This window comes from Streptomyces auratus (assembly GCF_050433025.1).
In the GTDB taxonomy this organism is placed as follows: Bacteria; Actinomycetota; Actinomycetes; order Streptomycetales; family Streptomycetaceae; genus Streptomyces; species Streptomyces sioyaensis.
In genome coordinates this window covers 4,127,630-4,140,596 of sequence record NZ_JBNGCB010000001.1, presented here as the reverse complement: position 1 = coordinate 4,140,596, position 12,967 = coordinate 4,127,630, and the positions used below count along the sequence as shown (strand labels likewise).

Sequence of the window (12,967 nt, the reverse complement as noted above, 5' to 3'; positions counted from 1 at the left end):
CTCCCAAGTCGCTACGGTGAGTGAGGATTTGCTTTACGGAACGTCAATATCGTACTGGACGGGGTGGGGGTGCCCGCGCGGGCTTTTCCGGGGCCGATGAGCCTTCGCCGGCGTCGCGCCGCGGCCGGCGCTCAGCGGGCAGTCGCACCGTCCGGCGGGCCCCCGCCCGGTCGGCCCCGGCGCTGCCGGGCCCCGCCCTCACACCGCGGCGTCCGCCGACTCCGCGCTGTCCGCCGCCGGCATCGGGCCCTGCTTCGGGGCCCGGCCGTTGACCATCAGCCCGGCGACGAGGGCGGCCAGCAGCATGATGGCCGAACCCACCCCGATGGCGACGGTGAACCCGTGCACCACCCCGCTCTTCACGATCCCGTCGCGCACCGCCGGGGTGAGCCCGGGGCCGGTGGTCCGGCGGGCCGCGGCCGCCAGCCGGCTCGCGATGAAGGTCGCACTTGTCGAGGTCGCGATGGTGTTCAGCAGCGCCGTCCCGATCGAACCGCCCACCTGCTGCGCGGTGTTGACCGTCGCGGAGGTGACACCGGAGTCGTGCGGCGCCACCCCGGAGGTGGCCGTCGCCATCACCGGCATGAAGGTCAGACCCATGCCGAGACCGACGAGAAGCATGGCCGGCAGCACATGCGAGACATAGGCGGGCGCGGCCGTCAGGAACCTCAGCGTGAAGAGCCCCACGGCGGCCAGCAGCGCCCCCGGGACCATCAGGAACCGCGGCGGGATGCGATGCAGCAGCCGCGCCGATATCTGCGTCGAACCGACGACGATCGCCGCCACCATCGGCAGGAAGGCCAGTCCGGTCTTCACCGGGGAGTACCCGAGCACGGTCTGCAGGTAGTAGGTCATGAACAGGAACATCCCGAACAGCGCGATGACCGCCAGGCCCATGGTCAGGAAGGCGCCCCCGCGATTCCGGTTGCGCACGATGTGCAAGGGCAACAGGGGATGGCGGGCCCGGGTCTGCCACCACGCGAAGACGCTCAGCAGCAGCACGCCGCCGGCCAGCAGCCCGACGACCAGCCCGTCACCCCAGCCCCGCGGCTGCGCCTCGCTGCATGCGTAGACGATCGCGACCAGGCCGCCGCAGCCCAGCATCGCACCGGGAACGTCCAGGTGGACGCGGTCCCGCTCGGGCTTGTCGCGCAGGAACACGGCAGCGCCGGCAAAGGCGATCACCGCGACCGGCACGTTCACATACAGGCACCAGCGCCAGGTCAGGTACTCGGTCAGCAGCCCGCCGGCCATCAGCCCGATGGCCGCGCCGCCGCCCGCGATGGCCCCGTAGATACCGAAGGCCTTGCTGCGTTCCTTCCCGATGGTGAACGTCGTGGTCAGCAACGACAGTGCGGACGGCGCCAGCAACGCCGCGAAGGCGCCCTGCAGCGCCCGCGCCCCGAACAGCAGCCCGGCGCCGGTGGCCGCACCGCCCAGCCCGGACGCGACCGCGAACCCGACCAGACCGATCATGAACGTCCGCTTCCGCCCCACCAGGTCGGCGATCCGCCCGCCGAGCAGCAGCAGCCCGCCAAACGCGAGCGTGTACGCCGTGATCACCCACTGCCGGTTCGCGTCCGATATCCCCAGGTCCCGCTGGGCCGACGGCAGCGCGATGTTCACGATCGTGGCGTCCAGCACCACCATGAGCTGCGCAATCGCGATCACCACCAGCCCCCACCAGCGCCGCGGATCGGGCGGTGCCGGCACCGCCCAGCTGGGAGTACTGGGCCCGGGAGCACCGGCGGCGGCTCCCTCTTGGCTCGCGTCACGCATCACGACCGGCCTCGCTCGGCTGTAGGGCCACCCCGACCACCTCGCCGCCCACACCGGAGCAACCGGATCACACGGGGCTTGTCACCCATTCAGCGTAGGTAGCGGGGCGGGGGCTCGCCTCTCGTGCGGCCGCGGAGCCGGGGCGAGGGGGTGGGCTCATGACAGCGGCCGCGGCCGGGCCGGGGGGCCCGGCCGCGGCCGGTGAGGTGTCGTGAGCGGAGCGCGGGCGTCAGCTGTCCTTGAGGATGCCGGCGCCGCGGGCCTCGGCGAGCCACTCGGGGAACTCGACCATGAGCTGCTGGTAGAGCTCGTCGTGGGAGAGGCTGCGGGGATCGCGGCCGGCGTGGAAGAAGCCGGCGTTGTCGACGGCCCGCCGCTCCGGGACGGTCAGGTCGTCGAGCTTCCGGAGGAAGTCGAAGCCCTTGGCGTCCGGGTCACCGAAGCCGAGGAACTGCCAGAAGATGGGGAGCCCGGCCGCCTCGCAGAGCGCCTTCTCGGCGGCCGGCTTGGAGGTCGGGGCGCCGTCGGTCTGGAAGATGACGAAGGCCGGCGCGGTGGAGCCGGACTTCTTGTAGTGCTCGACCACGGCGTTGATGGCCCAGTGGTAGTTCGTACGGCCCATGTGGCCGAGGCCGGCGTGCAGCTCCGCGATGCGCCCCTCGTAGTTCGTGAGGTCGAGGTCGGCGGTGCCGTCGATGTCGGTGGAGAAGAAGGTGACGGGGACCGTGGCGGCCTCGTCGAACCGGGCGGAGAGGCCGAGGGCCTGCTCGGCGAGGTTCTGGACGGTGCCGTCCTTGTAGTAGTTGCGCATCGAGCCGGAGCGGTCGAGGACCAGGTAGACGACGGCGCGCTGGGTGGTGAGGCCGTGCTTGTCCAGCACGGCGGCCGCGGACCTGACGAGGCCGTCGAGAGCGGGGGGCGTGGCGGGGGCCTTTGTGTCGGCGGCCTTTGTGTCGGTCGCCGCGGCGGCTACGGGGGCCGGCTTCGCCTCGGGGGCGGGGGCGGTTTCAGCCGTTGCCTCGGGCTCGGGCTCCGGCTCTGCGACGGCCGTTGCTGCGGGCTCGGGCTCGGACTCGGTGACGATCTTCGTCTTGGGCGCGCTCGCGGGCTCCGGCTCGGCGGCCGCGGCGACCGGCTCCGGCTCGGCGGCCGCGGCGACCGGCTCGGGCTCGGCCTCCGCTGCTACGGGCTCCGGCTCCGCTTCCGCCGCTGCCTCCGCGGCCTCGGCCTCCGCCTCAGCCGTCGGTGCGGCGGTGTCGGTGGCCTCGGCGGTCGGCTCGGCGGCCACCGCCGGCGCCGGGTTGTCGAAGGCCTGGCTCACGAGGTCGGCGACGGTGTCCGAGGAGGAGTCGGAGGACGCGTCAGCGGCTTCGACCGCCTCCACGGCAGCCGGCTCGGCCGTCGCGAGGGACTCCGCCGCAGGCTCGTCCCGCACCTCGGCCCGGGCCCGCACCTCGGCCTCGTCCCGTACGGCGGACTCCTCCCGTGCCGCGGAGGTCTCCGCCGCGCGCTCCGCCACATCGGGCCGGGTGCCCTGGGCCGGCAGCGTCGGGGTCGCCGGAGCCGGGTCGGTGGCCGGGGGCTCCGTGGGAGCCGTCCGGGCGGCCGGGACCTCGGCCTCCGGGGCCGGGGTGGCAGGAGCCGGGGTGGACTCCTCGCGGGCCTCGGGGATGGTCGCGGACTCCGGTTTGGCGGCGCCGCTCGGGGCCGCGCCGGTTTCTTCGCGGGTCGCCTTGGAGCGACCGAAAGCGTTGCGCAGCAGACTCCGAATGCCCATCGGCGAACCTCTCTTGCGTGTGGTGGGTGCGGCGTTTGTCCGTGAAGCACAGACATGTCCCTGACCAGGACGGATACGTAAGAGTAGCGGCCGGGACCGGCCTCGTCGTGGGACCCCGCGCCTTGTGTGGTGGGCCATCCGGGGGTGTTGCGGGGGCGACTGGTTTCGGCCAGTGGGTCGTCGCCGCGTTCGCCCTGCGTACGGGGTTGCCCGGTCGGACGGACGAGCCGTTCGGCAGTCCTGACGGGCCGTCTTGGCCTGCCCCGAATTGTTCCTTCGCCGTTCATCACGGGTGCCGGATGCCACGTGAAGCCCCCCGATCCCGAGCTGTTCGCAAATGGGGTGTCATGCGGCCTAACTGCCCTTTGGTGCCACGACGGACCGCCATGTGTGGCCAAGGGCCGTAGGGGGAAGGGGAATTGATTCGGCCAAGTGTGAAGTGGCGGGATTTGCAGGGGTGGGAGCGGTCGCCCGGTCCGTGCGCGTCCGTGCCACGGCGTCCGTGCCACGGCCCCGAACCACCCGCTGACCTGGGCTCTTCGTTGTCCCCGCACCCTGCGCGCGGCTCACCCGCTCCGGCGTCGCGGGCACCGTCGTCCCTCTCCCCACATCACGCCGCGGAAACGATGTGGCAAGAGCGAGGTAAGAACTGGGTCGTTCACGTATCCGATGCGCAGGTGTGCCCATCTTCTCCGGTGACCATTGTCCTGAGCCGCACGTTGTGCCTAAGGCGGCCGGAAGAAGGCAAGAACCCTTTCGCGGGTGACGGGAGATGTGGGCGCATGGGGCTGACCAGTCAGTCGCTCGAGTACACGGTGATCGTGCTGGCGGTGGCGAGTGTGGCCGCCACGGTGTGGCTCTGGCCCCGGTTGTCGCGGCGCGGGGTGGGCCCCGTCCTGGGCAGACTCGGAGCCATCGCGGTCACCCAGCTGTCGATCGTGTGCGCGCTCGCCCTCGCCGTGAACACGAACTTCGAGTTCTACGGCAACTGGGACGAGCTGCTGGGCAACAATGACAAGGCCCCGGTGTCCGTGAGCCAGGGAGGCGGTCAGTACGCCTCGGTCGGCAACATGAAGGGCGGGCTGATCCAGCCCGCAGGTCCGCAGGGCCTCGACCGCGTGTCCGGACTCCCCAAGGGGCCCGCGAACCAGGTGGGCAAGGTCGAGTCCGTACGGATCATCGGCCGCCGCACGCGGGCCATCAACCCCGGCTTCGTCTATCTGCCGCCGCAGTACTTCCAGCAGCAGTACCGCCGTCAGCGGTTCCCCGTCATGGTCGTCATCAGCGGCTACCCCGGCGGAATCATGAACCTCGCCCAGCACCTCCAGGTGCCGCAGAACGCGGGCAAGCTGATTTCGCAGGGCCGGATGCAGCCGACGGTGATCGTGATGGTCCGGCCGACGATCGCGCCGCCGCGGGACACCGAGTGTGTGGACGTGCCGGGCGGGCCGCAGGCCGAGACCTTCTTCACCAAGGACCTGCCGGACGCCATGAAGGCGACCTACCGGGTGGGCCACGACCCCAGTGCCTGGGGCGCGTTCGGGTACTCGTCCGGCGGCACCTGCTCGCTCCAGCTGGCGATGCGCAACCCGAAGGTCTACACCTCGGCGGTCTCGCTCTCGGGTGACTACGCGATCAAGGACGACCTGACCACCGGCAGCCTCTTCGGCCCGGGTCCGGAGGGCGCCAAGCGCGAGCGCGAGCACGATCTGCTGTGGCGGATGAAGCACCTGCCCACCCCGCAGATCTCCGCGCTGGTGGCCAGCAGCCGCAAGGGCGAGGCGGATTACGGCGCCACGATGAACTTCCTCCATGCGGCCAAGTCGCCGATGACGGTCGACTCGATCATCCTGCCGCAGGGCAGCCACCAGTTCACGACCTGGCGGCGCGAGGTCGTACCGGCCCTGGAGTGGCAGAGCCAGCAGCTGACGTTCCCGCAGGACACCCAGGCCGTCTCCCCGCCGCGCAAGCCGGCAGCGGGCAAGGGCGGTGCCGCGGGGCCGCAGACCGGGCCGTCCAAGTCACCGGCCCCGACCGACGACAAGGGACGCCGGCGGGTGGAGGCGGAGCGCCCGCGGGGGTGAGCCGCAGGTGTGCTGAGCGCCTGCCTAGCGCAGGGACCTGAGCAGGGGCGCCGGAGTGATCCGGCGCCCCTGCTGTGCGTGGTGGCGCCGCCGCATGATCGACCCTGCCGCGGGTACCCGCGCTTCCCGTCGGGGCGCATGGCCCGTGTCGCACACCAGGGAGCGACCTCATGGCGCGTACGCAACAGGGGCACGGGGCGGAGTGGTCACCGGTGGCCGGGCGGGCTCTGGTGGCCCAACGGCTGCGCGACACAAGGCCGGTGGGGCGGACCGGCGCGGCCGGGGCCGGGACGCAGTGACCGGCGGCGGCTCATCGGCGTCGGCCGTGCGCGGCGGGGCGGGCATCGCGACGCGAGCCCCCTGCCGTGCACTACGGCCGGTAGACCATCCCCGGCTGCGGCTTCGCCGGGGAGAGCAGCTGGGAGACCGTGACCACCGTGTAGCCGCGCTTCTTCAGCTCCTTGAGGATGCCGGGGACGGCGGGCACGGTCCCGCGGTAGATGTCGTGCAGCAGGATGATGCCGTCGCGCTCGGTCTGTTCCAGCACCCGCTTGGTGATCAGCGCCGAGTCGTTGGTCTCGTAGTCCTTGGCGGTCACGCTCCACAGGACCTGGGCCACGCCGAGTTCTTTGCTGATCTTGGAGACATTCTTGTCGGTCCTGCCCTGCGGCGGGCGCATCAGCCGGGGCGACTTGCCGGTGATCTTGCGGACCGCCTCCTGGACGCGGGAGATCTCGCGCCAGGCCGTTTCGGGCTTGATGTCGGTGAGGATCTGGTGCGACCAGGTGTGGTTGGCCAGCTCATGGCCCTCGGCGTCGATCCGCTTCACCTCGGCGGGGCGCTTTTCGATGTGGTTCTTGCCGAGCATGAAGAACGTCGCATGCACCTTCTCCCGCTTGAGGATGTCCAGCAGGCGGCTGGTGTTCTCGCTGGGGCCCGCATCGAAGGTGAGGGCGACGCACTTGGCCTTGCGGCAGTCGACCTCGTCGCCGCCCGCGTCCGCGGTCTTCCGGCCGCTCTTCGCGCCGTTTCGGTGCTTCGCGTCCCCGGCCGCGGCGAGCCGGGCGTCCTTCGCTTTCCCCTCGGCCGCCGGCGCCTCGGCGCGGGCGTCGGCCGGGGCGGTGACGTCGTAGGAGGCGCAGCCGCTGAGGGCCAGGACCAGGGACGTGGCCGTCAGCAGCCCGGCTATGGACGTGCGGCGGGCCGCGGAATTCTGCTTCGGCATGCGGGTCTCTCCTCGGGTGCGGACGGCGGCCGGCGAGCCCGTGACCTGCGTTCCGGGCAGGGCGAAGCCGGCGCGTACGGGCACGGCCGCGCCGCGCCGACCCGCGCTCACGGCGGTCGAAGGGACTCGCAGGCGACTATACATAGGCAGTACACACGCGGTGTATACGTGGGGTGTGTACGCGAGGTGAGGAGGCGAGGGGGACGGGCTGTGCGCCGGGCGGCGGCGGTCGTCCGCGGCCACCCCGATCGGACGCGTCCGCCGCGACACTCCGCGCCCGCCGGGGTGGACTCGTACCGTGACCGCACCGCCTCCGGACGACTGCCTGGCCCGAAACGACTGGATCTGCGGCGACTATCTGCGTACCCGTCGGCAGATCCTGCTCGACGCGGTCGCCCAGCATCTCCAGCTGACGGTGGTCTCGGTGGCGCTCGGGCTGGTGATCGCGGTCCCGCTGGCGCTGCTGGCCCGGCGTCGGCGCTGGACGGCCGGGCCGGTGCTCGGCATCACCACGGTGATCTACACGATCCCGTCGCTGGCGATGTTCTCGCTGCTGCTGCCGGTCTACGGGCTGTCCGCCACCCTCGTCGTGGTCGGTCTCGCCCTGTACTCCCTGACGCTGCTGGTCCGGAACATCCTGGCGGGGCTGGAGGGCGTCCCCGCCGAGGCCAGGGAAGCCGCCCGCGGTATGGGCTACGGGCCGATGCGCCAACTGCTGACCGTGGAGCTGCCGCTGGCCGTGCCGGCCGCGATGGCCGGGCTGCGGATCGCCACGGTCTCCGCGGTCGCGCTCACCACCGTCGGTGCGATCGTCGGGTACGGCGGGCTGGGCAACCTCATCTACGCCGGCATGAATTCCTTCTTCAAGGCGCAGGTGCTCACCGCGTCCGTGCTCTGCGTGCTCATCGCGGTCGTCCTGGATCTGCTGCTGCTCGGTGCGGAACGGCTGCTCACGCCGTGGCGCCGGGCGAGCCGGCGGGGGCGGGTGCGGAGCCGGGCCACCACGGGAGGCACCCGGCCGGCCGCGGCCGTCGGGCGGCGGACATGAACACCCTCGCGGCGGTCTGGGCCTGGCTGACCACCGCCGCCCACTGGTCCGGCGAGAACGGCGTCTGGCACCGCCTCGAACAGCACCTGGTGCTCACCTTCGCTTGCCTGGTCATCAGCGCCCTGATCGCGCTGCCGGTCGCGCTGACCCTCGGTCACCTCGGGCGCGGCGGCGCGCTGGCCGTCAATCTGGCCAACGTCGGCCGAGCGGTGCCGACCTTCGCCGTTCTGGTCCTGCTGCTGCTCACCCCGCTCGGACGGTACGGTCAGTGGCCGACGATCATCGCGCTGGTGCTGTTCGCCATTCCGCCGCTGCTCACCAATGCGTACGTCGGGATGCGGGAGGTGGACCAGAGCGTGGTGCGGGCCGCGCGCGGCATGGGGATGACCGGCGTGCAGCTGGTACGGCGGGTCGAGGTGCCGCTCGCCTTTCCCCTCGTCCTGACCGGCATCCGGATCGCCGCGGTCCAGCTGGTGGCCACGGCCACGCTCGCCGCGCTGGTCGGCGGCGGTGGGCTGGGCCGGATCATCACCGCCGGGTTCAACCTGGCCAGCACCCCGCAGGTGGTCGCCGGTGCGGTGCTGGTGGCGGTGTTCGCCCTGCTGATGGAGGCGGCCTTCGAGCTGGTGCAGCGGTGCGCGCCGGGGTGGGTGCGGGGGCGGGCCCGGTGAGGGCCGCCGCGACGGTCCTCGGGGTCCTCACCGCCTTCGGTATCACCGCCTTCGGTCTCGCGGCCTGCACCAGCGGGCCCTCCCTGGAGACCCGGTCCGCGATCACCGCCTCCCCCGGCGACAGCCATGACCTGGCCATCGGCTCGGCCGGCTTCACCGAGAGCGAGCTGCTCGCGCAGATGTACGCGGCCCTGCTCAACCACGCCGGCTACCGCACCCATCTCGTCACCGTCGGCAACCGTGAGCTGTACGAACCCGCCCTGGAGGCCGGGCAGATCGATGTCGTCCCCGAGTACGCCGCGACCTTCGCGGACTGGCTCAACGCCAAGAACAAGGGCTCCAAGGCGGCCCCGGTCGCCTCGCCCGACCTCGGCGTCACCATGGCCGCGCTGCGCCGGCTCGCCGGCGCCCGCGGTCTGACGGCGCTCTCGCCCGGCCGGGCCGTCGACCAGAACGCCTTCGCGGTGAGCGCCGCCTACGCCCGCAAGCACCATCTCAAGACCCTCAGCGACCTGGGCCGGTCCACACTGCCGGTGCGTCTTGCGGCGGGCGACGAGTGCGTCCAGCGGCCGTTCTGTGCGCCGGGGCTGAAGAAGACGTACGGGATCGACATCGCCGCCATCGACCCGAAGGGCGTCGGCACCACGCCCGCCAAGCAGGCCGTCCAGAACGGGCAGGACCAGATGGTGCTGACCACCAGCACCGATGCCACCCTCGACCAGTTCGGTCTGGTGCTGCTCACCGACGACAAGAAGCTGCAGAACGCCGACTACGTCCTCCCGGTCGTCAACCGCTCCCGCGCGGGCAGCGCCCGTGCGGCCGCCGCGCTCAACCGCCTCAGCAAGGTCCTCACCACCGCCGATCTGGCGTACCTCAACGAGCAGGTGGACAGCTGGCGGCGGCTGCCGGCGGACGTGGCCCGCAACTACCTTGAGTCCAAGGGGTTGTTGCCGAAGGGCTGACCGGGGGGCGGCTTACGGGGGCGGCGACACGGCATGGCATGGCGGGGACGGCGGAGCACGGCGCGGCACGTTTCACGTGAAACGACCGGTCCTTCCCGGGCTCCTCCTCCCACGGCTCCCGCCGCGCCCCTCATTGCGTAGGCACCGAATCCACCTCGTCCCGCTCCCGCGGGACGCCTCGTCCGCCCCTGCCGATGGTGCGGCGCAGCGCCTCATGGAGCGTGGTCGGGGTGAGGACGCCCAGGAAGCGGTGGCCGTCCAGGACCGCGATCCAGCCGGCGTCGTGCTGGAGCATCTCGCTGAAGGCATCCTTGAGGGTGCCGGTCACCGGCACCCAGGCCTCCATCCGGCGGGCGTGGCCGGCGACCGTGCCGGCCGCTCCCACCAGCTCCTCCGTGCCCACCCAGCCGTGCAGTTCGCCCTCCTCGTCGAGCACCACCGCCCAGCGGGCGCCCTCGGTCCGCAGCCGGGTCATGGCCTCCGCGGCGGGTTCGCCGAGCCGGGCGAACGGCGGACGTTCGAGGTCGGCGCGGTCGATGGCGGTGACCGAGAGCTGCTTCAACGCACGGTCGGTGCCGACGAATTCGGCGACGTAGGGGGTGGCGGGGGCGCCGAGGACGCCGGCGGGGGTGTCGTACTGCTCGATCCGGCCCGCCCCGTAGACCGCGATCCGGTCGCCGAGCCGGATGGCCTCCTCGATGTCATGGGTGACCAGCAGCACCGTCTTGTGCATGGTCGCCTGGAGCCGCAGGAACTCCTTCTGCAGCCGGTCGCGGACGACCGGGTCGACCGCGCCGAACGGCTCGTCCATCAGCAGCACCGGAGGGTCGGCGGCGAGCGCACGGGCCACCCCGACCCGCTGGCGCTGGCCGCCGGAGAGCTGCTCGGGGTAGCGCGAGCCGTAGACGCCGGGGTCCAGGCCGACCAGGTCCAGGAGTTCGGCGGCCCGCTCGCGTGCCTTGGCCTTCTTCCAGCCGGTCAGAAAGGGCACGGTGGCGGTGTTGTCGAGGACGGTGCGATGCGGGAAGAGACCGGTCTGCTGGATGACGTAGCCCATCCGGCGGCGCAGCTGGACCGGGTCGACGCCGGCGATGTCGGCACCGTCGACGCTGATCCGGCCGTGGGTGGGGTCGATCAGCCGGTTGACCATCATCATGGTCGTCGTCTTGCCGCAGCCGGACGGCCCGACCAGCGTCACCAGCTCACCCTCGCCGACCTCGAAGGAGAGGCCGTCAACGGCGGTGGTCCCGTCGGGGTAGCGCTTGGTGACGGAGTCGAACCGGATCATTGCGCCATTGAATCCCGGGGTCCGTGCCCCTACCCGTCATGCGCGCAATCGGGTGGGGACGGGGGCCGGACCGCTGGCCGGGGCCGGGGTACGGACCGTCAGCGGGGGCGGGGAGCCGGACCGTCAGCGGGGAGCGGGGCACCGGCTCAGCCGCGGGCGCCCGCCGTCGGTTCGGGCTCCCCTCCGCCGCCCGGTTCCGCTCCGTCGCCCATCCGGTATCCCGCGCCCGGTACGGCCTCGATCACCGGCGGGTCGCCGAGTTTGGCGCGCAGGGTGCCGAGCGTGACGCGTACGGCGTTGGTGCGGTAGCTGGGGTGCTCCTCCCACACCTCCTCGATCAGCTCGTCGCCGGTGACCACCGTGCCCTGGGCGCGCAGCAGCACCTCCAGCACGCCGAATTCATTGCGGGACAGCGCCAGCGGGCGGCCGTCGCGGAGGGCCAGCCGGCGCCCGGTGTCGACGCGGACTCCGGCCCGCTCGATCACCGGCGGTCGGTCGGAGCGGGCGCGCCGGCCCAGCGCCAGCACCCGGTCGCGCAGCGCCTCGTACGCGAAGGGCTTGGTCAGCCGGTCGTCGGCGCCGGGCTCGTGGCGCCCATCGGGGCCGGGCGCCGGGCAGGCTGCGGTGAGCTGCAACACCCGCGTCGGCAGCCCCTGTTCCACCACGTAGCGGAAGATCTCGTCGCCGTGCAGGCCGGGCAGATCGCGGTCCAGGACGAGCACGTCGTAGGCGTCGCGCCGCAGCCTGTCCAGCGCCGCACGGCTGTTGTGGGCGATGTCCACCGTGAGCTCCGCACGGCGCAGCCCCGAGACGATCATGTCCGCGAGGAACTCCTCGTCCTCCACCACCAGAACGCGCATGGCGTCATGTGTACCCGAGCTGCCGGGTCCGGCTGCCGGAACCTCCGTCGCCGCGACCTCGCGGGCCGGGGAATTCACCACGCTGGGTCCGCCCGGCGGCCCGTCGGGCCCCGGCGCCGGCCGCGGGCGCGCCCCCGGACCGGCCGCCCGGACCGGGCGGGGCGGGCCTCGGCGCCGCCGGTCGTCGGGCCCGGGGCCAGGCGGCCCCTGCCCGGGGGGCCGTAAGAGTTGCTTCCGCCGCACCGCCTCCCCTCCTGCCGCATCCGGCCCCACCGGCGTGCTTACGATCCACTTCGGCCACCGGTCGGAAGGGTGGAAGGGAACGCCACATGAGAGCCGTAGCAGTCAGCGCATTCGGTGAACAGCCGCAGCTCATGGATCTGCCACAGCCCGACCCAGGGCCCGGTGAGGTCCTGGTGCGGCTGGCCGCCGCCGGACTCAACCCCATCGACTGGAAGATCGCCGACGGGATGTTCGGGGACGCCCTGCCGGTCTCCTTCCCGCTGGTCATGGGCACGGACGGGGCGGGCGAGGTGCTCGCGATCGGCGCCGGGGTACGGCGGTTCACCATCGGCGACGCGGTGTTCGGCCAGTTCCAGCGGCCGGAGCGGGGCGGCGGTTCGTACTGCGAACTCGCCCTCGCCGACGAGGACCGCATCGCCCACGCCGCCCGCAGCGTCACCTATGCCACCTCCGCGGCGCTGCCGACGGCCGGCATGACCGCCTACAACCTGGTGGAGGAGACCCGGATCGGCGAGGGCAGACGGGTGCTGATCGTCGGCGCGACCGGCGGCGTCGGCACCTTCGCCACCCAGATCGCGGCCGGCCGCGGCGCCGAGGTGATCGCCACCGCGCGCCCGGCCAAGGCGGAGCTGATGCGCACGCTGGGCGCCGCGGAGACCGTCGACCACACCGCGGGGTCGGTCGCCGACCAGGTGCTGGCGGCCCATCCGGACGGCGTCGACGTGCTGATCGACATGACCGGTGGCCCCGAGGAGTTCGCCAAGCTGACCCGGACCGTACGCGACGGGGGCATCGCGGTCTCGCTGATCGGCTCGGCCGACGCGGACGAGCTGACCGACCACAACCTCCGCGGCTTCAACTTCGTCAACCGCCCCTCCCCGCAGCTGCTGGAGATCCTCGCCGGCCAGGTCGACGCGGGCCGGCTGACGGTCCTGGTGGGCCGCGAGGTCCCTCTGGAGGAGGCGCCGGAAGCCCTGGCGGTCAGCCGCAGCGGGCGGGCCCAGGGCAAGACGGTGCTGGCGATCTGAGC

Annotated in this window: 11 protein-coding genes; 6 read left to right on the top strand and 5 right to left on the bottom strand. The window is 72.4% G+C overall.

Translation table 11 applies throughout. The features are described 5' to 3' along the window. Positions 1–198: 198 nt before the first annotated feature. Positions 199–1,779 (bottom strand): MFS transporter, encoded by a 1,581-nt coding sequence (locus tag BKA18_RS18030; RefSeq protein ID WP_366048724.1) that lies wholly within the window; start codon positions 1,777–1,779, stop codon positions 199–201. Between the two features lie 229 nt (positions 1,780–2,008). Next, positions 2,009–3,556 carry a vWA domain-containing protein gene (locus tag BKA18_RS18025; protein WP_366048447.1) on the bottom strand — a complete coding sequence of 516 codons (1,548 nt, stop codon included), beginning with the start codon at positions 3,554–3,556 and terminating at the stop codon, positions 2,009–2,011. A gap of 782 nt (positions 3,557–4,338) precedes the next feature. Here BKA18_RS18025 and BKA18_RS18020 point away from each other — a divergent pair. Together BKA18_RS18020 and BKA18_RS18015 are read left to right on the top strand one after the other, a co-directional pair. Further along, positions 4,339–5,640, top strand: coding sequence for an alpha/beta hydrolase (locus BKA18_RS18020; RefSeq protein WP_366048446.1), 1,302 nt, complete (start codon positions 4,339–4,341; stop codon positions 5,638–5,640). A gap of 170 nt (positions 5,641–5,810) precedes the next feature. Continuing rightward, complete coding sequence (locus BKA18_RS18015) at positions 5,811–5,939, top strand: hypothetical protein (RefSeq protein WP_366048445.1); 129 nt, start codon at positions 5,811–5,813, stop codon at positions 5,937–5,939. 71 nt (positions 5,940–6,010) lie between these two features. On the opposite strand, the gene BKA18_RS18010 is transcribed toward BKA18_RS18015, so the two are convergent. Further along, on the bottom strand, positions 6,011–6,865 hold the full coding sequence (locus BKA18_RS18010) for a polysaccharide deacetylase family protein (RefSeq protein ID WP_366048444.1): 855 nt from the start codon (positions 6,863–6,865) through the stop codon (positions 6,011–6,013). Between the two features lie 298 nt (positions 6,866–7,163). Between BKA18_RS18010 and BKA18_RS18005 the strand changes: the two genes are divergently transcribed. The 3 genes from BKA18_RS18005 to BKA18_RS17995 are packed head-to-tail and all read left to right on the top strand — an operon-like array spanning position 7,164 to position 9,546. Further along, a complete protein-coding gene (locus tag BKA18_RS18005) occupies positions 7,164–7,913 on the top strand; it encodes an ABC transporter permease (protein WP_006604521.1) in 750 nt (249 codons plus the stop codon). After that, entirely contained in the window at positions 7,910–8,584 is a 675-nt protein-coding gene (locus BKA18_RS18000) for an ABC transporter permease (RefSeq protein WP_366048443.1), read from the top strand. The genes BKA18_RS18005 and BKA18_RS18000 overlap by 4 nt, the downstream gene beginning before the upstream one ends. Next, a complete protein-coding gene (locus BKA18_RS17995) occupies positions 8,581–9,546 on the top strand; it encodes an ABC transporter substrate-binding protein (protein ID WP_429638344.1) in 966 nt (321 codons plus the stop codon). Before BKA18_RS18000 ends, BKA18_RS17995 begins: the two co-directional genes overlap by 4 nt. 130 nt (positions 9,547–9,676) lie before the next feature. Here the strand turns inward: BKA18_RS17995 and BKA18_RS17990 are convergent, their stop codons facing one another. Together BKA18_RS17990 and BKA18_RS17985 are read right to left on the bottom strand one after the other, a co-directional pair. Continuing rightward, positions 9,677–10,834: a betaine/proline/choline family ABC transporter ATP-binding protein gene (locus BKA18_RS17990; RefSeq protein ID WP_366048442.1), complete on the bottom strand. Its 1,158-nt coding sequence runs from the start codon at positions 10,832–10,834 to the stop codon at positions 9,677–9,679. A 146-nt stretch (positions 10,835–10,980) separates the two neighbouring features. Beyond that, a complete protein-coding gene (locus BKA18_RS17985) occupies positions 10,981–11,694 on the bottom strand; it encodes a response regulator transcription factor (RefSeq protein WP_366048441.1) in 714 nt (237 codons plus the stop codon). Positions 11,695–12,023: 329 nt separating this feature from the next. Between BKA18_RS17985 and BKA18_RS17980 the strand changes: the two genes are divergently transcribed. Then, positions 12,024–12,965: an NADP-dependent oxidoreductase gene (locus BKA18_RS17980; protein ID WP_366048440.1), complete on the top strand. Its 942-nt coding sequence runs from the start codon at positions 12,024–12,026 to the stop codon at positions 12,963–12,965. Positions 12,966–12,967: the final 2 nt, after the last annotated feature.